Origin of the sequence: Pedobacter metabolipauper (assembly GCF_004362715.1) — a bacterium.
GTDB classification, from domain to species: domain Bacteria; phylum Bacteroidota; class Bacteroidia; order Sphingobacteriales; family Sphingobacteriaceae; genus Pedobacter; species Pedobacter metabolipauper.
This window is the reverse complement of record NZ_SNYC01000003.1, coordinates 1,129,881-1,151,781: the sequence shown is the minus strand read 5'-3', so window position 1 is coordinate 1,151,781 and position 21,901 is coordinate 1,129,881. Positions and strand designations below refer to the sequence as shown.

26 protein-coding genes are annotated in these 21,901 nt (G+C 39.2%); 13 read left to right on the top strand and 13 right to left on the bottom strand.

Features of this window, described 5'->3' with window-relative positions:
• Positions 1–26 precede the first annotated feature (26 nt).
• Entirely contained in the window at positions 27–578 is a 552-nt protein-coding gene (locus tag ATK78_RS05005; protein WP_133574937.1) for a GNAT family N-acetyltransferase, read from the top strand.
• A gap of 62 nt (positions 579–640) precedes the next feature.
• Here ATK78_RS05005 and ATK78_RS05000 read toward each other — a convergent pair whose 3' ends face one another.
• The 7 genes from ATK78_RS05000 to ATK78_RS22685 all read right to left on the bottom strand — a co-directional run bounded on the left by ATK78_RS05000 (position 641) and on the right by ATK78_RS22685 (position 4,352).
• Positions 641–1,474: a glutaminyl-peptide cyclotransferase gene (locus ATK78_RS05000; RefSeq protein WP_133574936.1), complete on the bottom strand. Its 834-nt coding sequence runs from the start codon at positions 1,472–1,474 to the stop codon at positions 641–643.
• Between the two features lie 68 nt (positions 1,475–1,542).
• Complete coding sequence (locus ATK78_RS04995; protein ID WP_133574935.1) at positions 1,543–1,872, bottom strand: hypothetical protein; 330 nt, start codon at positions 1,870–1,872, stop codon at positions 1,543–1,545.
• Positions 1,872–2,357, bottom strand: a complete 486-nt coding sequence (locus tag ATK78_RS04990; RefSeq protein ID WP_133574934.1) for a Panacea domain-containing protein — start codon at positions 2,355–2,357, stop codon at positions 1,872–1,874. Before ATK78_RS04990 ends, ATK78_RS04995 begins: the two co-directional genes overlap by 1 nt.
• A gap of 63 nt (positions 2,358–2,420) precedes the next feature.
• Positions 2,421–2,960, bottom strand: a complete 540-nt coding sequence (locus ATK78_RS04985) for a hypothetical protein (protein ID WP_133574933.1) — start codon at positions 2,958–2,960, stop codon at positions 2,421–2,423.
• A 113-nt stretch (positions 2,961–3,073) separates the two neighbouring features.
• Positions 3,074–3,568, bottom strand: coding sequence for a hypothetical protein (locus ATK78_RS04980; protein WP_133574932.1), 495 nt, complete (start codon positions 3,566–3,568; stop codon positions 3,074–3,076).
• A complete protein-coding gene (locus tag ATK78_RS04975) occupies positions 3,558–4,034 on the bottom strand; it encodes an RNA polymerase sigma factor (RefSeq protein ID WP_133574931.1) in 477 nt (158 codons plus the stop codon). Before ATK78_RS04975 ends, ATK78_RS04980 begins: the two co-directional genes overlap by 11 nt.
• 159 nt (positions 4,035–4,193) lie before the next feature.
• Entirely contained in the window at positions 4,194–4,352 is a 159-nt protein-coding gene (locus ATK78_RS22685; RefSeq protein WP_166664826.1) for a hypothetical protein, read from the bottom strand.
• Positions 4,353–4,655: 303 nt separating this feature from the next.
• Here ATK78_RS22685 and ATK78_RS04970 point away from each other — a divergent pair, with 303 nt between their 5' ends.
• Both ATK78_RS04970 and ATK78_RS04965 read left to right on the top strand, forming a co-directional pair.
• Positions 4,656–4,919, top strand: a complete 264-nt coding sequence (locus tag ATK78_RS04970; RefSeq protein ID WP_133574930.1) for a hypothetical protein — start codon at positions 4,656–4,658, stop codon at positions 4,917–4,919.
• Between the two features lie 60 nt (positions 4,920–4,979).
• A complete protein-coding gene (locus tag ATK78_RS04965) occupies positions 4,980–5,447 on the top strand; it encodes an ankyrin repeat domain-containing protein (RefSeq protein WP_133574929.1) in 468 nt (155 codons plus the stop codon).
• 83 nt (positions 5,448–5,530) lie between these two features.
• Here ATK78_RS04965 and ATK78_RS04960 read toward each other — a convergent pair whose 3' ends face one another.
• On the bottom strand, positions 5,531–7,720 hold the full coding sequence (locus ATK78_RS04960; protein WP_133574928.1) for a catalase: 2,190 nt from the start codon (positions 7,718–7,720) through the stop codon (positions 5,531–5,533).
• Between the two features lie 11 nt (positions 7,721–7,731).
• Positions 7,732–8,283: a YciE/YciF ferroxidase family protein gene (locus ATK78_RS04955; RefSeq protein ID WP_133574927.1), complete on the bottom strand. Its 552-nt coding sequence runs from the start codon at positions 8,281–8,283 to the stop codon at positions 7,732–7,734.
• A 272-nt stretch (positions 8,284–8,555) separates the two neighbouring features.
• On the opposite strand from ATK78_RS04955, the gene ATK78_RS04950 reads away from it, so the two are divergent.
• The 7 genes from ATK78_RS04950 to ATK78_RS04920 all read left to right on the top strand — a co-directional run bounded on the left by ATK78_RS04950 (position 8,556) and on the right by ATK78_RS04920 (position 15,225).
• The gene (locus ATK78_RS04950; protein ID WP_133574926.1) at positions 8,556–9,104 is read left to right on the top strand and encodes an acyl-CoA thioesterase; all 549 of its coding nucleotides are present in this window, start codon (positions 8,556–8,558) and stop codon (positions 9,102–9,104) included.
• A 123-nt stretch (positions 9,105–9,227) separates the two neighbouring features.
• Positions 9,228–10,412 carry an MFS transporter gene (locus ATK78_RS04945; RefSeq protein WP_133574925.1) on the top strand — a complete coding sequence of 395 codons (1,185 nt, stop codon included), beginning with the start codon at positions 9,228–9,230 and terminating at the stop codon, positions 10,410–10,412.
• Positions 10,413–10,530: 118 nt separating this feature from the next.
• Positions 10,531–11,070, top strand: coding sequence for a helix-turn-helix domain-containing protein (locus ATK78_RS04940; protein ID WP_133574924.1), 540 nt, complete (start codon positions 10,531–10,533; stop codon positions 11,068–11,070).
• Positions 11,067–12,002 carry an IS3 family transposase gene (locus ATK78_RS04935; protein ID WP_133574923.1) on the top strand — a complete coding sequence of 312 codons (936 nt, stop codon included), beginning with the start codon at positions 11,067–11,069 and terminating at the stop codon, positions 12,000–12,002. Before ATK78_RS04940 ends, ATK78_RS04935 begins: the two co-directional genes overlap by 4 nt.
• 330 nt (positions 12,003–12,332) lie before the next feature.
• On the top strand, positions 12,333–13,178 hold the full coding sequence (locus tag ATK78_RS04930; protein ID WP_243732442.1) for an SDR family NAD(P)-dependent oxidoreductase: 846 nt from the start codon (positions 12,333–12,335) through the stop codon (positions 13,176–13,178).
• Positions 13,179–13,200: 22 nt separating this feature from the next.
• A complete protein-coding gene (locus ATK78_RS04925; RefSeq protein WP_243732441.1) occupies positions 13,201–14,121 on the top strand; it encodes a helix-turn-helix domain-containing protein in 921 nt (306 codons plus the stop codon).
• A gap of 123 nt (positions 14,122–14,244) precedes the next feature.
• Positions 14,245–15,225, top strand: a complete 981-nt coding sequence (locus tag ATK78_RS04920; RefSeq protein ID WP_133574921.1) for an erythromycin esterase family protein — start codon at positions 14,245–14,247, stop codon at positions 15,223–15,225.
• Between the two features lie 482 nt (positions 15,226–15,707).
• Here the strand turns inward: ATK78_RS04920 and ATK78_RS04915 are convergent, their stop codons facing one another.
• The 3 genes from ATK78_RS04915 to ATK78_RS04905 form a co-directional block, all read right to left on the bottom strand.
• Positions 15,708–16,331, bottom strand: a complete 624-nt coding sequence (locus ATK78_RS04915) for a DUF4142 domain-containing protein (protein ID WP_133574920.1) — start codon at positions 16,329–16,331, stop codon at positions 15,708–15,710.
• A gap of 74 nt (positions 16,332–16,405) precedes the next feature.
• Positions 16,406–16,807, bottom strand: coding sequence for a response regulator (locus tag ATK78_RS04910; protein ID WP_133574919.1), 402 nt, complete (start codon positions 16,805–16,807; stop codon positions 16,406–16,408).
• 7 nt (positions 16,808–16,814) lie between these two features.
• A complete protein-coding gene (locus ATK78_RS04905) occupies positions 16,815–18,653 on the bottom strand; it encodes a sensor histidine kinase (protein ID WP_133574918.1) in 1,839 nt (612 codons plus the stop codon).
• Positions 18,654–18,953: 300 nt separating this feature from the next.
• On the opposite strand from ATK78_RS04905, the gene ATK78_RS04900 reads away from it, so the two are divergent.
• From ATK78_RS04900 to ATK78_RS04890, 3 genes are all read left to right on the top strand, one after another.
• The gene (locus tag ATK78_RS04900; RefSeq protein ID WP_133574917.1) at positions 18,954–19,739 is read left to right on the top strand and encodes a mechanosensitive ion channel family protein; all 786 of its coding nucleotides are present in this window, start codon (positions 18,954–18,956) and stop codon (positions 19,737–19,739) included.
• Between the two features lie 198 nt (positions 19,740–19,937).
• A complete protein-coding gene (locus ATK78_RS04895) occupies positions 19,938–20,660 on the top strand; it encodes a metallophosphoesterase family protein (RefSeq protein ID WP_243732440.1) in 723 nt (240 codons plus the stop codon).
• Positions 20,641–21,243, top strand: coding sequence for a hypothetical protein (locus ATK78_RS04890; protein WP_243732439.1), 603 nt, complete (start codon positions 20,641–20,643; stop codon positions 21,241–21,243). The genes ATK78_RS04895 and ATK78_RS04890 overlap by 20 nt, the downstream gene beginning before the upstream one ends.
• Here ATK78_RS04890 and ATK78_RS04885 read toward each other — a convergent pair.
• Entirely contained in the window at positions 21,226–21,894 is a 669-nt protein-coding gene (locus tag ATK78_RS04885; protein WP_133574915.1) for a peptidylprolyl isomerase, read from the bottom strand. The two genes, ATK78_RS04890 and ATK78_RS04885, sit on opposite strands and share 18 nt — an antisense overlap.
• Positions 21,895–21,901 lie beyond the last annotated feature (7 nt).

Below are 21,901 nucleotides of genomic sequence, written 5' to 3'. Positions count from 1 at the left end.
ACATTTAGATAACTATTATATCCCTAATGAAAATTTTAACTGAATCAGATCGCATTTATTTAAGAGAGATCTTACCAACAGATAAACACGCCATGTTTGAACTCGATTCAGATCCTGAAGTACATACCTTCTTGGGTAATCATCCGGTTAAAACCATAGAAGAAGCCGTACATCAAATTGAGTTTATCCGCGATCAATATGTGAAAAATGGGGTTGGCAGACTCGCCATAATTGAAAAAAGTACCAATGAATTTGTAGGATGGGCAGGGCTAAAGTTAATGACAACCCCTGTCAACAACCGCTTCGGACATTATGATCTTGGATATCGGCTGATTAAACGGTATTGGGGAAAGGGCTTTGCTACCGAAGCCGCATACGCTTCTTTAAGCTATGGATTTTCAACACTTGGTATTACAGAAATTTATGCAATAGCAGATTGCAGAAATGAAGCGTCAAAAAAAGTACTGGAAAAATCAGGCCTTAAATGTGTGGAGCAATTTGATTATGAAGGTGTACCACACCATTGGTTTGAAATTACAAAAGATGTTTTCCAGGAATTGAAGCGTAATAAGAGTTAAAAGCAACCAGAAATTGAAAGGTAATTGTCAGATCTGCTTTCAATTGACTATGATGGAATACCCTACTGTGCAGATTTAAGTTCAATTTCATAAATGGTAGACCATAGCTTTCCGGTAATGTAAATCCGATCCGTTTTTGGTAGGTAGGCAATACCATTGAGTTCCATGCCAGCAATGTTCTTACTCTTCTCTGTAAAAAACACAGGCCCTATATCCAGCTTTCCAACCAATTTACCGGTAGCAGGATCTATTTTAACGATCGTATTGGTTAGCCATACATTGGCATAAATATACCCTTTGATGTATTCCAGCTCATTGAGCCTGTCAACAGGTGTGTCATTTTCCAGTACGGATAATGATTTTACGGGCTGCATCGTAGCAGGATTAATGAAGGTAAGCTTATTGGTACCATCACTCATAATTAAATTAGTGCTGTCTGTCGTTAGTCCCCATCCTTCTAAATTGGCATAACGGAATTCACCGGTCTTTTTAAAAGTTTTGGCGTCATAGATAAAGCCCTTTTGATTTTTGTACGTAAGCTGGTACAGTTTGTCATTAAAGATAACGCTGCCTTCTCCAAAATATACAGATTTGTCTAATTCTGCCTTAGCACTGAAAACACCAGTTTCGGTATTCATGATTCCAACCATAGATTTGCTTTCCGCAATATCTTCCGGAGAACCGGTACTTTCAAATAACTGTCCATCATGAAAAAATAACCCTTCTGTGAATAAGGATTTGTCGTGGGGCAGGGTAGCCTTAACTTCATACGCTAAGTTCGGTATGGCCTTTGGCTGGGGCAGTACAACTGTTCCTGTATCGGTTGTGCTGCGCTGATCAGTGCAGCTTTGTAAACCTAAAAAGAGAATTATTGAAAATAGGAGCAGTCGTTTCATTTTTTTTTGTAAATTTACAATGAGGGATAAATTTTAATGGGGGGATAGGTCAAGGCTTATTCCCTTTTTTATTTTTTAAAAAGGTAGTTGGCTACAATAACCAGTAAACTGATCACGTTTGCGGTAGTAGTGGTCAGTAAGGTAATGATTACGCTGTCTGAATAGATGAGATCGCCTTTGCCGATCGCAATGAAAATAATTAAGACCATAGCCAGCCAGATCGTGGTAATGGTTACCAAAACACTGGCATAGTCTTTTCTTTCGTTCTTGTCCTGCTCAACCACATCATTCTGAAGTTTTTTAGCCCGAACATACTGCTCATACTCTTCTTTAGCCCGGTCACGGACTTCCAAAGAAGAATTATTGGCGTCATTTATTATAGTATCCTGTATGCTCATTAATTTTTAATGAAATCTTCAAAATAGGCTTTGATGTGGTCATCAGAAATGTATACGGATTTTGGTTTGGAATGATAGGCTTTATCCCAGGGAGAGTTTTTATTATGGGACCACGCGGAAAGCGCAATGGCTTCAATATTTTTCGCATTATCCCAGGCCTCTTTAATTATTTTTAGATCCTCATCATTGACAATGATCGAGGAGGAATTGGCAAATGAAGAGCCATCCTGAAAGATATTTACATTCTTTGGTTCAGGAATGACGTTTCCGCTGTATTCTTTAAAATCATGATAGATACTCGTCACTACCGGACCATAGTCCCAGGCTTCGAAGCGTTCATTGACCAGTTTTTCACCTTTCCTTTTAAGACTTATTCCGTTGGCCAGATAAACCATCTTTTGAAGTTTCATCGGGGTAATTGGAATCTCTTCAGATAAAGAAAGCTTTATAAGTTCGTTGGCGACTACTATAGCTGGATAGGACATACGATTAAATATTACTTTATAGAATATACAATATTACTAATTATTTTAGTTTTATAGTATTTTTTATTTACTAAATTTTATACTCTCCAAAAGATTGTTAAATACAATAGCTGTCTTAGTGCTATATTCCGGTTTAGTTTCCAGTTCACCCATTAAAACTATTTTCCGGTCTTTACTCAGGCAAAAGAAATTATACCTGCCGGATTCTTTAAAGCCATAAACTAATATTTCATTTCCATTAATTACACGGATCCGTGATTCGTATTGATGCTGGGGCTTTCCGTCTTCAGAAACATCCTGTTCCATAAAAACCGCATCCAATGAAGCTTTCTTATCAGGCACATAGTTCTTATGAGATACAACAGTATTAATTACAAACCTAAAGATGATACCATCGGCCTGATAGATGTGTTTGGTTAATGCTTCCAGAACAGGGCCGCTAAACGTTTCAGAAAGGGTAGCGATGAACTTTTTATCGGTATATTTAACAGCACCTGCAGGTAACTGCAACGTTGCCTGGTTATTAATAGAAATGGTTTCCTGCGCAAAACAAAGATTGCTGATAATCATTAATACAAGAAGGACTGATATTTTTAAGTTCATTTAAATTGGGTTAAAGTAGTTAGAGCCTTAATGCTGGCAAATTACTTTTTACCATCCATTTTCACAGGCTCGGGCAGGTGCTTTAACAAAGATTTAACTGAAATTAACCATTTTTAACGTTTCATCCTCATCTCAGTCTTGATCTGCTCCAGATCCTGCTGATCTTTCAGGTGAATGAAAAAGATGATTAAGGCAATGATTAAAAAAATAGTCCCAAGAAAGGCAATGTAATAGAAAATCGATTTGCCGATTGGTATAAGCGGCGGTTCAATATCAAATGGTACGGTTTCCTTGTTTTGGATAAATTCACCAGGATTAGCTTTAATCACTTCCGGTTCTTTGTGTGGCACCTTAATAATTAACGGGGCAGAATCGTAAAGAACAACTTCTTTAATATTGGCTTCAATTTGTGTCAGTAGTCCAGGGGGTGGGATTTTCCCCATCCCGCGGGCAAAAAGCTCCATCGTATGTTCAAGCTCTTTGAAGGCTGTTTTTACTTCTGGATATTCTTCTTTGAATCTTAAAAATTCTGCAGATTCTTCCTCTGTCACATTACCGAACAGGTAAGCTTCGAGTATTCCACTATCTATATATTCATTAATTTTCACTCGTTTTACGTATAATAGAGAAAGCGTCTTTTAAAGTTTTTTGTACTTGTTCTTTAGGTATGCTTAACTCTTCTGAAATGGATATAACAGATTTCCCATAATAATAAGCAGCACAAAACACCAATCTTTGCTCGTCCGTTAACTTGTCCAGATACATATTACTTGAGTTATGTACAGTTACTGCAACAGTACCCGGGTCACTAAGTTTTATTGTATCATTAAAAGCCTGGAGTTTGTTCTTTGCAAAACGCTGCAGCTTGCTCCAGTTGATATTTTCCTCCAGATCATTATCATCGAAATGGGTGGAGATGTCACAAAATATTTCTACAAGGTATTCTTCGGCCAATTTACGGTCCTTAACCACCTCATATACATATCCTAACATACTATCTGCATATTTATCATAAATACGACGAATGCTTATTTGCTTATTTCTAACTAAATCTTGTATACTTAATTTTGGCATAAATTATTTCTTATTCAATTGAGTAGTTAATTATCTACAATTCATTGGACAAGGGATGGTTATTATTAAGGGCTAAACTAGTTAAAGTTTATTAAAAATAGAAAAAAAATAAATCATTAGCTGAAAAATATTCTAACTAATATTCCGGTTTTTTAAAAATTAAATAACTGCTTTCTTAGTTTCTGATTTTACTTTATTCTGTGAGGCATGTGCTTTCCCATCTTTGATGCCAGACTTAAATACATCTGCACCTAACTTAAAACAGAATGGGCTTAGCGCCAGGATCAATGCTGTGGTAATTGTTCTTTTGCGTTTCATATCAATACTATTTGGTTCTTATATATATTAATTGCCGCTATAAAGATATATTTTTTGGTTTAATATTTACAAGCCGGTATTTTTATTATCTCCCTGTCGTTCCTGCGGTTGCTTAGCATAGTGCTCGCCGTAAAAGTAGTAGTTGTATTGGTGTTTACAAAGGTGGGGATCTAAATCGTTTCATAATTTTTAATTATAAATAAAGATTGATGATTTTCTAATGATGTGGCAATAAGCATCGATAAATGGGCGGTATTTGTCGGTGAATGCGCTGTGCCCGAAAGAAATTATTAATTTTACACCATGGAAAATCAGACAAACCCGTACGTGCTGTTTAATGCGGATATTCTAAAGGACTGGAAAAGTAACGGGGTCAATTACGTAAAAATAGTGGAACTGGATAGCTATAATGGATGCCAGTTTTTTGAACTGGTGCCAAATTCAGAAATTCCCGATTCTGGTGAAACGATCTATAATATCGATTCTGAAGATGTTTCGGAATTATTAGAAAAATCAGATAAAGTGAAATTCCTCGTGCATGAGATCTATCTCGAAGAGGAAGATTAATTTTAGGTCATGTAATTTGTAATTTTTCAAACAATCTACGCGGTATTTGTTATACTAAATATGACAGATCTACTCATTCACGCGTCAAGGATCGGAGACTTGACCACACTTAAAGATTTTATTGCGAAAGGTGCTGACCTGAATGTTCAGGACGCAAAAGGATATACCCCGCTAATCATTGCCAGTTATAACAATCAGCTTGAAGCGGTAAAATTATTGCTTGAAGCCGGAGTTGATATAGATGCCCAGGATCTGGGAGGTAACACCGCGCTTATGGGTGTGTCCTTTAAAGGGTATCCTCAAATTGCAGAACTGCTAATCTACAATGGTGCAAATCTGGATCTTCAGCATGGCAATGGCGGCACAGCCCTGATGTTTGCTGCCATGTTTGGCAGAAATGAGCTTGTTCAGCTCCTGGTTAATTCCGGAGCAGATCTAGCGGTACTTGATGTAAGAGGCCTTTCCGCATTTGATCTTGCCGCACAACAAGGTAATGAAGAAGCCATTAGAATAATGGAAAACGCATAACAGATCATTATTAAAAGAAGAACTTTATAAAAATAAAAACCCCGGTAGTACATGATCATACTGCCGGGGTTATTTTTATTGTATTACGCAGGAACCTTTCTTGGTTTCTCCCTTTCCCAGAACCGGTGCTGTGCAACAGCAGCAATAAACTGTTCAGCGAGTTTGGCCGGTTTGCTTTGGATCACAACGCCTTCGGTTAATACGGTTTCATCCGTATAATCTTCTGGTAGTTTTTTACTAAAGTAGGTAGCTTCCAATACCTGAATCGCATCACTGTCTGCAGCAATCGCCTTACAATGTTTAAACGCTTCATTTAAAAAGTGGACCGCATCAGCCTCAGCTTCAATAGAAGCAACACTGTTTGTTCCTCCCGGAACATAAACCGCATCAAACAATACAGAAGCAGCCGTTAAAAAGCTTTGATCAACAGGAATCTGTTCGTCATTCTCAGAAACAATGAAACCAAGTCTTGGTGCAATAACTTCAACAACAGCGCCGGCAGCAAGCAATGCTTTTTTAACCGTATTCAACGCTTTTTCATTTACACCATCGGCAGCTAAAATAGCGATCTTGCGACTTACAATACTGTCTTTTATTGTATTTGCCATACTTAGTGCTTCAGAAGAAGTTAAAGAACTTTCTGCTTGTATTGGCTGGTAATCAGCAGGGTTACCGTCAGCTGGAATACTTTTATTGATCGGTTGTTCAGGTACCTGAGGTACATGTATTCCCAATCCGTAGGCAACCTGTGCGGCAAGTCCCTTGTCAATTTGGGCAAGTATGCCTAACATCCGCTCGCGGATGGCAACGGTTTTAACTTTGCCAAGTTCAAAGGTCAATGCATCCGTCAGGTGGTTTTTTTCAGGCTCCGACTGGCTGTTAAAGAACAGGCGTGCCTGGCTAAAATGATCGAAGAAACTTTTACTCCTTTGACGCACCTTTCGCGCATCAATACGTTCATTGTACGAAGTAAACCCGCCTTCAGCAGCTTTTGCCTGTGCCGGATCATTTCCACCCAGTGAATTCGGGCTATAGCTTGATTTCCCTTTGTTGATGGTCTGCCGCATGTGTCCGTCGCGCTGGTTATTATGAACCGGTATAACAGGACGGTTGATTGGAATCTCATGGAAGTTTGTTCCGCCTAAACGGATTAACTGGGTATCGGTATAAGAGAACAGGCGTCCCTGTAATAATGGATCATTGGTAAAATCTATTCCCGGAACAACATGGCCAACGTGGAAGGCAACCTGTTCCGTTTCGGCAAAGAAATTATCGGGATTGCGGTTCAATGTCAGCTTACCGATCCTTTGAACAGGAACCAGCTCTTCCGGAATTAGTTTGGTTGGATCAAGCAGATCAAATTCAAACTTAAATTCATCAGCTTCCGGAACCACCTGTACACCAAGTTCCCATTCCGGAAATGCACCACTTTCAATAGCATCCCAAAGGTCGCGGCGATGAAAGTCAGGGTCTTTACCAGAAATATTTTGAGCCTCATCCCAGGCCACAGAATGCACACCTAATAGGGGCTTCCAATGAAATTTAACAAAGTTTGATTGTCCCTGTTCATTAACAAAGCGGAAAGTATGTACCCCAAAGCCTTCCATCATGCGGTAACTGCGTGGCAGGGCCCTGTCGCTCATAGCCCACATGATCATATGGGCAGACTCAGGCATTAAGGAGATAAAATCCCAAAACGTATCGTGAGCAGAAGCAGCCTGTGGCATTTCATTGTCTGGTTCCGGCTTAACGGCATGGATCAGGTCTGGAAACTTGATCGCATCCTGAATAAAGAAAACAGGCATATTATTACCAACCAGATCAAAGTTACCTTCTTGTGTATAAAATTTAACAGCAAATCCCCTCACATCCCTGGCAAGGTCTGTTGATCCGCGGGACCCGGCAACGGTAGAAAAACGCACAAATACGGGTGTTTCCAGTTCCGGATCAGAAAGGAAGCTGGCCCTGGTCAGCGCAGCTTGTGATTCATAAACTTTAAATACACCGTGCGCTGCAGAACCACGGGCATGTACAATGCGCTCAGGGATTCTTTCATGGTCAAAATGGGTGATCTTTTCCCGCAGGATAAAATCCTCCAGAAGGGTAGCCCCACGTTCACCGGCCTTTAGTGAATTTTGGTCGTCATTGATCTTTAGGCCATGGTTGGTGGTCATCAGTTCACCACTTCCGCTTTCGGTATGTGGTGCAAGGTTTACTATTTTTTCAGAGATAGCCTCTGCCGCAGGTTTTGCGGAATTCTTTTTAGTCGCCATATCTGATTTATTTATGCTTCTTCAGCAGCCGTGTAATTGATGTCATTTTCAGCAATGTCCGTCAGGATGGCATCAGCGTCTTTTTCTTCAGCAAGGATTTGGGCAAAAATATCAGCCACATCGGTTAGATTGAGTGTTTTTGCCAACTGGGTTAGGCCGCCATAGGTAGCAATTTCATAATGTTCTACTTTCTGTGAAGCCAGTATAATGCCCACGTCCCGTGTTGCAGTTCCCTGCTCCGTACTTTCAATAATTCCTTCGCCTTCTTTTGCCAGGCCTTCCATGGCATCACATTTCTTGGCGACGGCTTTTTCTCCGAGAAGCTCAAATACCTGGTTCAATAATTCTACGTGCCCTTTTGTTTGTGTAAGGTGCTGTCCAATTGCATTGGCTAATTTTTCTGTAGTAGCAGCCTTCTGCATTTTGGGTAGTGTTTTTACCAGGTGATTTTCTGCCCAGTAGATATCTTTAATGGAGTCCAGAAAAAGTTCCATTAATGCAGGCTCTGCTTTTGCAGGTGTTTGAGTGCTGAACTTTGGTTCAGAATCTGAGGTGTTTTTCATAGGATTTGTGTTTATCTTTTCTAGCAAAGTCGGACAACTGCAGCTGGTAGAAAACAGTCGTCAATCGCTATAACACGCGCTGATTTTATTTGTTTGATGTAAAATCATTTATTTTCAGTTAATAATAAAATAGATTCCCAAATAGAAATCATACGCAATATTCTACCAATCAAGCATGTTTAAAAGAGTATATAAACCCTGTATTTAGCTTAAATCCTTAAAAAATTACATATTTGAATAACCAGAACATTATTCATCAATTTCAACGTATTATGCAAGATTTTAAAGCTGTTCAAGATTCCCAGACTACCTTAACCGAATTAATGATCCCATCTTATTCCAATTTTGGCGGTAAGATCCACGGAGGGATCATCTTAAGCCTTATGGATAAGGTAGCCTATGTTTGTGCAGCAAAACATTCAGATGGCTATTGCATCACTGCCTCAATAGATGTTGTTGATTTTTTGGCACCTGTAGAAGTAGGTGATCTCGTTTCGCTGATGGCATCTGTTAATTATGTAGGCAATACCTCTATGATCATTGGGATTCGTGTAATCTCTGAGAATTTAAAAACACAGGTTAAAAAGCATACAAATACGAGTTACTTTACAATGGTAGCAATAGGTGACGACCACAAACCTAAGGTGGTGCCGGGGTTAATCTTAAAAAGTGCAGATGATGTGCGCCGGTTTGCACAGTCCTTAAACCGGAAGAAACTTAAAGCCAACTACAAAAAGGATGAAGCCAGCATAAAGGATGATTATACGGATGCGCAATGCGTAACCCTGCTTAAGGGTGAGCGCTGTCAGATTAGTTTATAAAATTGCTGTGTCTATAGTTATTCACACCAGCAAATCAGATACAGACCGCATTGCTGATTATATTTTATCTGCTGGAAAACGATAAGACTTAACTGGTTGTAAAATGTTATTTTTGCAGCGTTTATGAAGAGTTCCTGGTATCAAGATCCTATATATAACCTTCCGTTTGCATTGCTTTGTCTGAGTTCATTGCTGTTCTCTGCCAGCTTTAATATGCTGATCCCTGATCTGCCCCAATATCTGAGCAGTCTTGGCGGTGCAGAATATAAAGGACTGATCATTGCATTATTTACACTTACAGCGGGGATCTCCAGGCCTTTTAGCGGAAAGTTAACCGATACCATCGGACGGGTTCCTGTTATGGCTGTGGGCTCCATAGTCTGTTTCGTTTGCGGTTTTCTATATCCCATTCTGGGAACGGTATCCGGATTTCTGTTTTTACGGTTGATCCATGGCTTTTCTACAGGTTTTAAACCAACGGCAACAGCAGCTTATGTGGCAGATATTATTCCGAGGGAGCGCTGGGGAGAGGCACTGGGGATTCATGGATTGTGTTTTAGCACAGGAATGGCGATCGGCCCGGCAATCGGAAGCTTTATTAGCGGTGTATATTCAATAGACGTACTTTTCTATTGTTCTTCATTTTTTGCATTGCTGTCCATCATCATCCTCATGAATATGAAAGAGACGCTTCAGAACAGGCAGAAGTTCAGCCTGTCAGCATTAAAGATCTCCAGGTATGACATTATAGATATCCGTGTCATACCTTCGGCAATCGTAACTTTTCTTTCCTATGTAGGCTATGGGGCAATCTTAACGTTGATCCCGGATTGGAGTAGCTACCTGGGCATGGCAAACAAGGGTTTGTTTTTTATGGCATTTACACTTTCTTCGTTATTAATCCGTTTTATTTCAGGTAAAGTATCGGACCGGCATGGCCGTCTTAATGTAGCTATTGCCGGACTTGTAACCCTTTGTTTGTCATTAATTGTTATTGGTACATTTAAAACGGAAGCAGGACTGCTTAGCGGCGCAGTGGTTTATGGCGTAGCTACGGGAATCCTGTCACCGGCATTAAATGCGTGGACCATTGATCTGAGTGATCCTAAATACAGGGGCAAAGCCATGGCCACAATGTATATTGCACTGGAAGCGGGCATTGGACTGGGCGCATTATTTACCGGCTGGTTTTACCAGGACGTGATCCTCATGATTCCTTATTTACTATATGCAACTGCAGGCGTTACATTTACTGGATTGTTGTACCTGATTTATTGGAAGAACACGCAAAAGCGGATGACAGCCTGATACCAGGTTGTCCGTCTCTTAAATGAGTTTAGCTTGGATACTATATAGCTAAAGCAGGACAAGACAAGTTTCCTGTCAGTGTCGATTCCTAAAAAAGCTATACACTAAAAAACAGTGTATGGAAACAAAAGAAACAGAATTTATTGTTGGTCCAAGATCAAACCCGAATCAGCATTTTGACAAACGCTTGATCTCTCATATTGTCAGCCTTGTCGAGCAGGGTGTTCCCCGTAAAGATCTAATTCGTGAATATGGTATGTCCTCAAGAACCCTTGAGGAATGGCTTTCCAAACACGGATATCGCAGTGGAATAAAGTCATATACACAGGCTGAGCGGCGTTCTGTAGTACGTGCTGTAGAGTCTGGTATGAGTATCAAGGAGGCACTGATTGTATTCAATATCAGTAGTAGAACAGTGATAAATCATTGGATAAAGAGATTTAAGGAAGAAAATGCCGAACTTAACAGTATCAATCCGCCAGTTATGCCAAAAAAGGAGACATCAGAATCCAATAATACTGAACTCAGAGCTCTGCAGAAGGCTCTGGATGAGGCTAACCTTAAGATCCGGGCACTGGATACTATGATCGATATTGCTGAAGAACAGCTTAAGATCGATATTAGAAAAAAGTCTGGTGCCAGGCAGTCATCAAAATGAAACAGAACTTCCCCAAGCTGGGGATCAAGTTGCTGTGCAGACAGTTTGGCAAGACAAGGCACGCTTATTATGACCATCAGTGGCGGGTTCAGGACCTGGGACTTAAAGATGAGATTGTTTTGCAGCATGTACTTGATATTCGCAAGAAACAAAATAGAATAGGCACCCTAAAGCTGCATTATATGCTACAGGAGCCATTGGGTCAACACGGCATCAAAATTGGACGGGACTATCTTTTTGACTTGATGAGGGAACATAGCCTGTATATCAGGAACCGCAAAAGAAAAGTGTTCACCACTAATTCGAGGCATTGGATGCACAAGTATAATAACCTGATCAAAGAACTGGTTATCAATCACCCTGAACAGGTCTGGGTAAGTGATATTACTTATATCCAGCTTAGAAAGCAGTGGGGCTACCTAAGCCTGATCACCGATGCTTATTCTAAAAAGATTATGGGATGGGCTTTTCGGAAAGATCTTTCAGCGCAGGGTTGCACAGATGCCCTGGAGATGGCAGTAGCAGATCGGAAATACCCGGAAACCAAGCTTATCCATCATTCTGACCGGGGATCACAATACTGCAGTAAAGCCTATGTAGACCTACTTATCCGAAACCGTATTGCAATAAGCATGACTGAGAATGGAGATCCATACGAGAATGCAATCGCTGAGCGGGTAAACGGTATCTTAAAAGCAGAGTTTGACCTATATGGACCACAAACAGGGTTAAAGGAAACTACAAGAAAGATCAGGGAAAATATTCAAACATATAATCAAATCAGACCACATGCCAGCTGCGACTACCTGACACCTGAACAAGCGCACCATAAACAAGGTGAACTTAAAAAAAGATGGAAACCAAAAAAGTATAAACAAGAACAAAGTGCAACTTGTATAACCGAATCAGGAATTATAGATTTGCGTGTATAGTCAATTTAAAATTAAATCAATAACCTGTATAGCTAAAGCAGGGCAAGACAAGTTAAGTATATATTCCTGGTCTATTCTTGGTCTATTCCCGGTCTATCAGCGGTCTATTCGTGGTCTCAGACCACAATGCCTCTGCCAAGCCATTGGAAATACAACACGAGATAATCTCCTTATAGTTAAAGGCAGGCCCCTGGCAATGCTTTATCGGATGGTTTTTAATTTAAGCTGGGCATAAAGATCATTTTGGACACAACACCGCTCGATCCGGATACTTTTATGTCTTTGTTTTCCCGGACATTTGTAATGCCGATACACTTAAAAATCAACGTTATGAATGAAATTATCAATAATCAAAAAATATGGTTTATTACCGGAGCATCCAAAGGCCTGGGGTTGGTCTTAACAAAGCTGTTGCTGTCAAGAGGGGACAAAGTTGCTGCAACCTCCAGAAATGCTGAAGAATTTTCGAAGAGTATTCAAGAACATACCGAAAATTTCCTTCCGTTAAAGGTAGATCTTACTTCTGATGAAAGTGTTGGCGCAGCGGTCGGGAAAACGGTGGAGCGGTTTGGCGGACTGGATGTGGTCGTTAATAATGCCGGCTATTCCCTTGTAGGGAGCATGGAAGAAATGACCGATCAGGAATTTCGCCAGACTATTGATGTAAACCTGTTTGGAACGGTAAATGTGATCCGGGCGGCAATACCTTATCTAAGAACGCAGCAATCAGGCCACATCATTAACATCTCTTCAAATGCAGGCTATGTTGGTTTTGCAAATGCAGCAAGCTATAATGCAGCTAAATTTGCAGTGATTGGTCTTTCAGAGGCCTTAGCTGAAGAAACAAAAGCATTTGGCATTAAAGTTACCGTGGTGGCCCCGGGGCAGTTCAGGACTAATTTTATGGATAAAGGGTCACTTACGTTTGCTAAGAACCGGATTGATGTTTATAATCTGGATGCTGCGGAGAAAATGTGGACAGATTTTAGTGGCCGGCAACAAGGGGATCCAGAGAAATTGGTTCAAATTCTGGCCGGTCTTGTGGATCATGAAAATCCACCGCTGCATTTATTATTAGGCCCGGATACTTATCAGCTGGTAAACGAGCATAGAGAAAAGGAAAAACAAGAAATTGAAGCCTGGAAGGATGTTACCTTGTCTACTAATTTTGATTAATACTTTGATTACCTTTATGTAAATGGATAAAATGAGAGTAAAACCTTATCTGATAAATTCAATATATGAATTGCACCGGCTGCTGGAACTCAGCAAGCCGGAGCATCCATTGGTTAGCGTAATCAATTTTGCGGAGATTAAGTGTTATTCTGAAGCATACCTCAGGTCGGTAGCTTATAATTTTTACTGCATTGCCCTGAAAAAGAATTTTGAAGGTAAAATGAAGTACGGACAGCATTACTATGATTTTGATGAAGGGGTAATGACCTTTTTTTCACCAGGACAGGTAGTTACCACCGATATAGTAGATAATCTAAAACTGGAAGGATGGTGGCTGGTTGTTCATCCTGATTTTATCAGGCAATATCCTTTATCTAAAAACATTAAAAATTATGGGTATTTTTCATATGCCGTAAATGAAGCATTACATCTGTCTGAAAAGGAAGAGGCTATTGTAGAAAATACGATGAAGAATATCAGGCAGGAGTATGGGGCAATAATTGATAACTTTAGTCAGGATGTCATTGTATCGCATATTGAATTATTATTAAACTATTGCAACCGCTTTTATAACCGCCAATTTATAACCCGCAAAAATTCAAATCACGATCTGCTGGCCAGAATAGATGAACTGCTTTCTGAATACTACGAGACGGATCAGTTTCAGGAAGCTGGCCTGCCAACGGTTCAATATATTTCAGAAAAGCTAAATATTTCTTCAAGCTACCTGGGTGATATGCTTCGGGTGCTGACCGGACAAAGTACACAACAGCACATTCATGATAAATTGATTGAGAAAGCAAAGGAAATATTAATAACAACATCCTTATCTGTAAGTGAAATTGCTTACCAGCTTGGATTTCAATATCCGCAATCGTTTAATAAACTATTCAAAAATAAGACGAACCTGTCTCCGTTAAAATTCAGACAATCTTTTAATTAAAAAACTGTCTCTGTTTTTTTAAACCATCCGTTCCTGCGTATCAATCTTAACCAATAATGTTATTACTTATTATGGAATTTTTTCGTTTCTGGCATCTATTGAATAAAAATTCAAATAAAGCCTATGAAACATTTATGCCAATCTACTACCTGGAAAAACATCAGTACATCTTTAACAGCATTGCTGTTGATGACGTTTACCGTATCTGCTCAGGATGCTTCTCTCGAATGGGTAAATAAAAACTCCCATGAAATAATACAGGCAGATTCAGCTGTCGGCCAGTCTGATTTATCTTTTCTAAAAAGAGAAGTAAGTGGAAAGCATATCGTTGGTCTTGGAGAGGCTTCGCATGGTACGCATGAGTTTTATATGCAAAAGGCGCACATGATCAGTTATCTTATTCAAAACTGTGGATTCAGATCAGTAGCCTTCGAAGTGCCGAAATCTATGATGGAGCCGGTTGATTTATATGTACAAACAGGTCAGGGAAATCTTAAGGACTTGATGAAGGGATGGGGTTTATATCATACCGAAGAAATCTATCTGCTTTTTCAGAAGCTAAGCCAATATAACAGGGGTAAGACGAAAAATGACCGGGTGAAACTGGTTGGTTTCGACAATCCGGATTATTGGAGCAATCCCTTTACCAGGGACAAATTTATGGCGGATAATGTGATTCGATTTGTTCCTGGTAAAAAAAATAAAATCATATTATGGGCACATAATGTACATTTATCAAAGGACACAACGGCCGAATATTGGCCTATGGGCGGGCATTTAAAAAAACACTTTGGTAATCAATTTTTTTCGATAGCATTAGATACTTATAGCGGAACAGCAAACGTATTGAACAATGGCAAATTTGAGCCCCATGCTTTTCAAACAAGTGACAGCACGCTTTCCGGCACTTTATCTAAAGCCAGATACCCAAGATTTTTCCTGTCATTTAACTCAAAAAGCAACCCATTCAAAGGAGCAGTAAGTTTGATCACCAATATATACTCCAATTGGCAAGAGCCCAAGCCTATCCCGATCCGACCAGGAGAAGACTTTGATGCAGTTATATTTATTAAAGAAACTACGCCTTCTGTTGAATTGAAATAAAGGGGTAGACCCTGTATAGACTAAAAATTAGTACTTTATTGAATATGGAGAGGATGGATTTGAAATTACAAAAGGCTATAAAAAAAAGAAAGGGTTGTCGCATCCACGAAGCATCCCTATTCTAACCAAATATAAACCTGTATGAACGGGTTTTCCTTTAAAGTTCCCTTAGCCGGTTCAGGCACTGTATTGGCTTATTAAACATAAACCGGGAACATTGTATTTCAAATTTTAGCAGCGTCTTCTGACTTACTGATTGTTTAACGATGTAAATATACAACTATTATATCATAGTGTATAATATACACTATTATTTTTTTTAAAATTTAACAAGTTTTAACACTTTTTGAACGCAGGTTTAGTAAATAACCCATATTTCTTAAACAAAAAAGCATCAATTAAATCCCATTCTAGTCTATAAACGTCAAATAATGATAAATTGTATAAATTGTTGTTAAAAAATATAGGTTATTACTTGTTTTTTATTTTGCCTTAATCAATCCATTCAGATCTTCAGCCATTCTGTTGTGCAATTCGATCGTTTTTAAGGTTTTTGTAGCAAATAGCATCAAATCTGCATCAGAAAGAGATTTTGCAGATTTAAACAAATCCACTGTTTTTTTATGGTCATTCACCATCATGTCCATATAATGTTTATCAAAATCAGCTCCTGATAGTTTTTTCATTTCGTCAAGGTGCATTTGCTCCTTAGCGGGTAGGGTAGACGGTAAGGAAAATTCTTTTGACCTGGCAATACCAGATAATTCATTCGATGCTGCTGTATGGTCCTTAATCATCAATGCAGCAAATTCCTTCACTTTAGGATCTGCAGCATTTTTTTGTGCAACTTTTGCTGCTGCAATTTCCATCATTCCGCCAATGGCGGCCTGCGTCATAAATTCTGTAGGATATTTTCCCGGATCCCTGGTTAATGAATCTGTGACTGCTAAAGAATCTGCAACAGGCAAAGTATCTGTTGCAGAAATGACAGATCCGCTATCAGTAATGGATGAATCTGTTGCATTCGAATCGTTTTTTGAAGAATTACAAGCCTGCATACCGATTGCCGACGCAAAGAGTAAGGCCACTAAAGTTTTGTTTTTCATAATGATAGGTATTTGATTAAGTTTTTCTTATAACCAAATCCAGTCATTGTTGTTTTTATTTTTTACCAGTAATTCTATCTTGCAGCATAATCTTCCATGATCCGCTGCAGATCGTCTTTTCGGATCGGCTTTACAAAAAAGTTGTTTACAATACTGTATTTTGCGGCTTTCTCATAATCATTTGTATCAATAGATGAACTAACAATATAAATGGTGACCTTTTTTGCGAGTTTAAACTTAATGAAAGCATCTAAAAACTGCCATCCATCAATAATTGGCATATTCAGGTCCAGCAAGATCACATCTGGTAAAGATTCAGCATCCTCAATAACAGGTTTTAAATATTTTAGCGCTTCATCGCCATTCTTAAAGATCATGATGTGGTTACTGAATTCAGTAATTGCCATCAATTTCTTAATTCCAAAGGTGTAGATCTGGTCGTCATCAATCACACATGCCGTGTCTATTCTTTTCATCTTTTTATTAAAATAATATTCTAAAAGTTGTACCAATGCCGATTTCACTTTCTACCTCAATTTTCCCACCCAGGGCTTCGATTTGATTTTTAGTAATAAAAAGGCCGATTCCTCTCGCATCATCATGTACATGGAATGTTTTGTACATGCCAAAAAGCTTATTTCCATGTAAGCTCAGATCAATGCCAAGGCCGTTGTCTTTAATTTCTAATGTAAGTTTATCCCCTTCCGCAATTACGGCAATAATTACTTTGGGTTGTCTGTCCGGATGTCTATACTTAATTGCGTTTGTAAAGAAATTAAGCAAGATGCTCTCCATGTATGCCGGATTATAGCTCAGAATAAGATCCTTATCCACATAAATTGAAAATTCAGCGTGTTCCTTTTCTATAAGTGCCCGGATATTAGTCAGGGTTTTTTTAATTTCCTGATATAAATTTAAAGGTTTCATCTGCTCCGCTGCATGGAGCTGAATATTTACTACAGAATTCAGGTTTACAATAGTGTCTGAAAGATTCTCTGCATTTTGTTTTAAAAGGTCTATGATCAATGCTTTTTCTGATTCATCATGTTCCTGAGTCAGCAAGTCCAGCATCATTTGGAAGTTTCCGGCATGAGACCGCAGGTTATGCGAAACAATGTGTGCAAAATTGATCAATCTCTTATTTTGCTCACTGATGATGTGCATCGTATTTTTTTGTTCCTGCTCATTCAGTTTTCGCAGAGTAATGTCCTTTCTGGTACCCACCATCGTAAGCGGCTTATTATCGTCAGACCATTCAATGATTTTCCCCTGACTCTCAATCCATAGATACTCACCGTTTTTATGCTTAACTCGGTACTCGCAATTGTAATATTCAAGATTTTTATTAAAACATTCTTCCAAACAAGTTCTGGCAGCGGGTATGTCGTCCGGGTGTACAACCCCTGACCATTTTAATAAGGAGTCAAAGTTTTCTTCGGATGAATAGCCCAGCATCTGATAACAGCGCGTATCGTATAACATCACGTCTTTAACCAGGTCCCATTCCCAGGTACCGATCTGGGTACTCTCAATTACATTATCCAGTCGCTGGCGCTCTTTTAAAAGCTTCTCCGTATTTTTAATGCGGTCAGTAATATCTTTAACCTGTGATATGAAATATGATGGTGTATTGTCTGCATTCCAGGCCAGTGTTACACTCAGCATAGCCCATACTACTTGTCCGCTTTTATGGAAATACCGCTTTTCCATGGTGTAGGTCTTGCGTTCCCTTTGCAGCAGACTTTGAACATTTTTCAGGTCTTGTTCCAAATCATCAGGATGTGTGATCTTTTGGAAATCAATCATCATGAGTTCATGCATCGTATAGCCCAATGTGGCACACAAACTGGTGTTTACCTTAATCCATTTGCCGCTGGGAGAAACCAGGGCCATCCCAATTGGGGCATGGTCAAAAGCATTGTAAAAACGGTTATGATTGATCTCAAGCGTCTCCAGAAGTCTCCTGTGACTGGTTATATCCTGAATTGTTCCAAATAACTTAACGCAGTTAACATCTTCAAACTCCGTATGGGCATTTATTTCTATCCATTTTAATTTGCCAGAGGTGGTCTGGATCTGACGGCGGTCTACAATATTCTTTTTATTGGAAATTAATCTCTTGAGATCCTCTTCAATGCTTTCAATTTTTGATACATAAAATGAATAGGCCTCCAGGAGTGAGGGCGAATAATCTTCATCAACTTCATAGATCTTCCGCGTAATGGGATCCCAAAACAACTGGTCATTTTCTAAATCAAATTCCCAGGTGCCTATATTGGCTAGCTCTGCTGCCTTTTTATAGAGTTCGAGTTGGTTATCCATTAAGAAAGCGTTGATTGTTCATGTTATTCAGCTCTCAAACTTAATTAAAATTGTGGGTTTAATCAATTTTAAATCAACACTTTTACAGAAATAGCACACTAATTTACCTGCTTTTCAGAAATTCAGGTCATCATACTAAAACCGGACCGGTAATCTGTAATATAAAGCTATAGATCCTGGCCGGATATCAGTCGCATTAATCTTCGATCAGAATAGTTAACAATACTGGTGTTTTAACATTAATATAGCCCTTTATTAAACAAAATTTCTAATGTAGTTGTTAACCATAAAACAATTTATATGAATCTTAAAGACTTTAAAGATAAATCAGCAGACTGGATCATCGTTCACGGACCGCCAATTATTTTAGGAGTTGTGGTATTGTTTATCGGCCTGTGGTTAATTAAACAATTTTCTAAATGGCTGAATTCAGGACTACATAAAAAGAAAATAGACCCCTCTTTAAAGCCTTTTCTGGTCAGTCTCCTGGTCGTTGTTTTACGTGTGCTGCTCGTTATTGCGGTCATTCAAATTTTAGGAATAGATATTACTGTTTTTGGAGCGATATTAGGTGGCGTTACCGTTGCATTGGGTTTGGCCTTATCCGGCACGCTGCAGAATTTTTCAAGCGGGATCATCATCCTGTTCCTGAAGCCTTTTTCTGTTGGGGATAACATCATTGCCCAGGGACAGGAGGGAACCGTAACCACCATTAAGATCTTTTATACCATAATTACCACCTTCGACAATAAAACGGTTATCGTTCCAAATAGCAAGTTGTCTAATGAGGTAATCATTAACATCAGCAGAACAGGAAGCAGAAGATTGGATATTGAGTTGAAATTTGCAAACAGCATGGATTATGCTGAAGTTAAAAACCAGATTGAATCTGCTATTAAATCTTCAAAGGATATATTAAAAGATCCCACTTACCGGATCGGCATTTCATCTATAGAATCTGATGGTTATAAGGTGATGTTAAATCTATGGCTCAATGCACATGGTTTTATAGATGCTAAAATGGAATTTCAGGAAAAATTAATGACTACGCTCGTTAAATCAGGATTAAAGCTTCCCGGATTATAAGGAGTGATTTATGATGAATTGATAATAGCTGCCAGGACTATCGTCATTTGAATCTAAAATCTGCTTTTAAGCACAATAAAAGGCACTGTTTTTGGAATAATGTGTCTTTTAAATTTGAATATGAGATTTTTTTTACCGCTAATTTTAATTATTGGGTGTTTAATGGGGTGTAACTCTTTTGAATACAGCCCAAACCAAGTGTTTAATCAAAATTCGCTGAAAGACCTAAATGCCGCTGCCCTTAAAAAACTGACTGCGGCAACGCCAAAAAATGATACCATTAAGGTCGTTTTGGCTGGCGATACGCAGCGTTCCTATAATGAGATTCCTGGTCTTGTTAAAAAAGTAAATTCAATTGACAATCTCGATCTGGTACTGGTTGCCGGTGATATTTCCGAATTCGGAACGTTACAGGAGATGGACTGGTATGCCAAACGCCTGCTCGAAGTAAACGTGCCGGTAATTACCGTAATTGGAAATCACGACCTGGTAGCAAGGGGAAATGAAGTGTATCAACGCATGTTTGGTGAATTGAACTTCTCTTTTGTTTACAGGGGCATTAAGTTTGTATGCCACGACACCAATAGCAGGGAATATAACTTTAATGGCAAAGTACCGGATATGGAGTGGCTTAGTAAAGAAATGCAGCCACAGCAGGGGGTGAACGGTTTTATTGCCGTTTCTCATGTTCCCCCATTTTCTCTCGACTTTGACCAGAAACTGATTGATCCATATACCAAACTCTTTTCACAAACCGATCACTTTTTAGCATCTCTTCATGGTCATACCCATGTTTACTCTGCCGGTCCTTACAAGAATTCTGCCTTTCCATACCTCGTAACCGGATCTGCTGAGACCAGTGAATTTATTTTGGTGAAAATTATCAATGATCAACTTACTTATGAACGCATATTTTACTAGAACCTTAACCCTTCTTTTTATATTAACCTTAAGTTTTGCAAGACCAGTTCAGGCGCAGCGCTTTTTAATTCCTGATGAGGCCATCATGCAATATGCAGGTAGTATAGGGTATTTCAGTGTTGGGGGAGGGTATGAACTTTTTAAAAATAAAAGAGGTAATCTGGACATAAATTATGGTTACGTGCCTGAATCCAAGGGGGGTGAACTCCATATTGTTACCGCCAAATTCGCTTACAGGCCGTTTGTAATCAAGATTAGTGATTGGGCTAAGATCTACCCCTTTAATCCTGGTGTTTTTGTTACCTATACCTTTCATAAGGACCTGAGCTTTAATTTTCCGTCAGAGACCTATCCAAAGGGATATTATTACTGGTCAGAGGCCATTCGTCCGCATTTATCCATCAGTAATGAGTTTCAGTTTGTTGGAGAAGAGGTGTTGAAGAAAACTGGCTTAAAGGCAGTTAGCATATACTCGGAGTTTAATACCAACGATTTTTACCTGGTAAATTACTTCCAGAATTCAACGGCTTTAAAGATCACGGATATATTTAAGGTTGGGATTGGATTACGGGTTAAGTTTTAACCGGACAGCTTCCTTTTTAGAAAGTACGACTGCTTTGAATACAACAGGGGATAGTGGCACGTCATTTTTATCGGTGGCCACTGAGTTGATCTGATCGGCAATATCCATTCCTTCAACAATTTCTCCAAATATGGTGTAATCCTGATCCAGGCGCGGAATGCCACCTTCAGTTTTGTAAATCTCACGTTGTTTGGCAGTATATTTTATACCTTTCTTTAGTTCTATGGCATCGAGCTGTGCATCGGTTTGCGGTTTACCATCTACCAGGTAGATCTGGTTGTAGTAAGAGCTTTTTTCTTTGTTATCATCTCTTCCAGCTCCTAAAGCGCCTTTTTTATGATATAATCCAGGTTTAATCTCGGCTGCAAGTCTTTTTCCCGGTATCTCCGGATGTCGTTTTTCCTGGTTTAAGATCGAATCATCCAGCTCACCACCCTGGCTTACAAAAGATTTGATCACCCGGTTAAACAAGGCATCTCTATATACTCCCTCCTTAATGCTCTTAAGGAACATATCCCTGTGTTTAGGGGTTTCATCATATAAGCGTAAGATGATGTTGCCTTTATTTGTTATTAGGCGTACATATACAGATTGTGCGCTAACAGATAAAGAAAGGAATGCCAGAAATAACGTAACCCGCAAGATTTTCATAAGATAA

What these genes read in the sequence shown, in the direction of transcription:
- ATK78_RS05005 (WP_133574937.1), top strand. Translation starts at nt 27, where the DNA reads ATGAAAATTTTAACTGAATCAGATCGCATTTATTTAAGAGAGATCTTA.
- ATK78_RS04900 (WP_133574917.1), top strand. Translation starts at nt 18,954, where the DNA reads ATGAATCTTAAAGACTTTAAAGATAAATCAGCAGACTGGATCATCGTT.
- ATK78_RS04950 (WP_133574926.1), top strand. Translation starts at nt 8,556, where the DNA reads ATGCAAGATTTTAAAGCTGTTCAAGATTCCCAGACTACCTTAACCGAA.
- ATK78_RS04890 (WP_243732439.1), top strand. Translation starts at nt 20,641, where the DNA reads ATGAACGCATATTTTACTAGAACCTTAACCCTTCTTTTTATATTAACC.
- ATK78_RS04985 (WP_133574933.1), bottom strand. Translation starts at nt 2,960, where the DNA reads ATGAACTTAAAAATATCAGTCCTTCTTGTATTAATGATTATCAGCAAT.
- ATK78_RS04990 (WP_133574934.1), bottom strand. Translation starts at nt 2,357, where the DNA reads ATGTCCTATCCAGCTATAGTAGTCGCCAACGAACTTATAAAGCTTTCT.
- ATK78_RS04930 (WP_243732442.1), top strand. Translation starts at nt 12,333, where the DNA reads ATGAATGAAATTATCAATAATCAAAAAATATGGTTTATTACCGGAGCA.
- ATK78_RS04970 (WP_133574930.1), top strand. Translation starts at nt 4,656, where the DNA reads ATGGAAAATCAGACAAACCCGTACGTGCTGTTTAATGCGGATATTCTA.
- ATK78_RS04965 (WP_133574929.1), top strand. Translation starts at nt 4,980, where the DNA reads ATGACAGATCTACTCATTCACGCGTCAAGGATCGGAGACTTGACCACA.
- ATK78_RS04920 (WP_133574921.1), top strand. Translation starts at nt 14,245, where the DNA reads ATGAAACATTTATGCCAATCTACTACCTGGAAAAACATCAGTACATCT.
- ATK78_RS04940 (WP_133574924.1), top strand. Translation starts at nt 10,531, where the DNA reads ATGGAAACAAAAGAAACAGAATTTATTGTTGGTCCAAGATCAAACCCG.
- ATK78_RS04935 (WP_133574923.1), top strand. Translation starts at nt 11,067, where the DNA reads ATGAAACAGAACTTCCCCAAGCTGGGGATCAAGTTGCTGTGCAGACAG.
- ATK78_RS04885 (WP_133574915.1), bottom strand. Translation starts at nt 21,894, where the DNA reads ATGAAAATCTTGCGGGTTACGTTATTTCTGGCATTCCTTTCTTTATCT.
- ATK78_RS04905 (WP_133574918.1), bottom strand. Translation starts at nt 18,653, where the DNA reads ATGGATAACCAACTCGAACTCTATAAAAAGGCAGCAGAGCTAGCCAAT.
- ATK78_RS04955 (WP_133574927.1), bottom strand. Translation starts at nt 8,283, where the DNA reads ATGAAAAACACCTCAGATTCTGAACCAAAGTTCAGCACTCAAACACCT.
- ATK78_RS04910 (WP_133574919.1), bottom strand. Translation starts at nt 16,807, where the DNA reads ATGAAAAGAATAGACACGGCATGTGTGATTGATGACGACCAGATCTAC.
- ATK78_RS04945 (WP_133574925.1), top strand. Translation starts at nt 9,228, where the DNA reads ATGAAGAGTTCCTGGTATCAAGATCCTATATATAACCTTCCGTTTGCA.
- ATK78_RS04960 (WP_133574928.1), bottom strand. Translation starts at nt 7,720, where the DNA reads ATGGCGACTAAAAAGAATTCCGCAAAACCTGCGGCAGAGGCTATCTCT.
- ATK78_RS05000 (WP_133574936.1), bottom strand. Translation starts at nt 1,474, where the DNA reads ATGAAACGACTGCTCCTATTTTCAATAATTCTCTTTTTAGGTTTACAA.
- ATK78_RS04975 (WP_133574931.1), bottom strand. Translation starts at nt 4,034, where the DNA reads ATGCCAAAATTAAGTATACAAGATTTAGTTAGAAATAAGCAAATAAGC.
- ATK78_RS04915 (WP_133574920.1), bottom strand. Translation starts at nt 16,331, where the DNA reads ATGAAAAACAAAACTTTAGTGGCCTTACTCTTTGCGTCGGCAATCGGT.
- ATK78_RS04995 (WP_133574935.1), bottom strand. Translation starts at nt 1,872, where the DNA reads ATGAGCATACAGGATACTATAATAAATGACGCCAATAATTCTTCTTTG.
- ATK78_RS04925 (WP_243732441.1), top strand. Translation starts at nt 13,201, where the DNA reads ATGGATAAAATGAGAGTAAAACCTTATCTGATAAATTCAATATATGAA.
- ATK78_RS22685 (WP_166664826.1), bottom strand. Translation starts at nt 4,352, where the DNA reads ATGAAACGCAAAAGAACAATTACCACAGCATTGATCCTGGCGCTAAGC.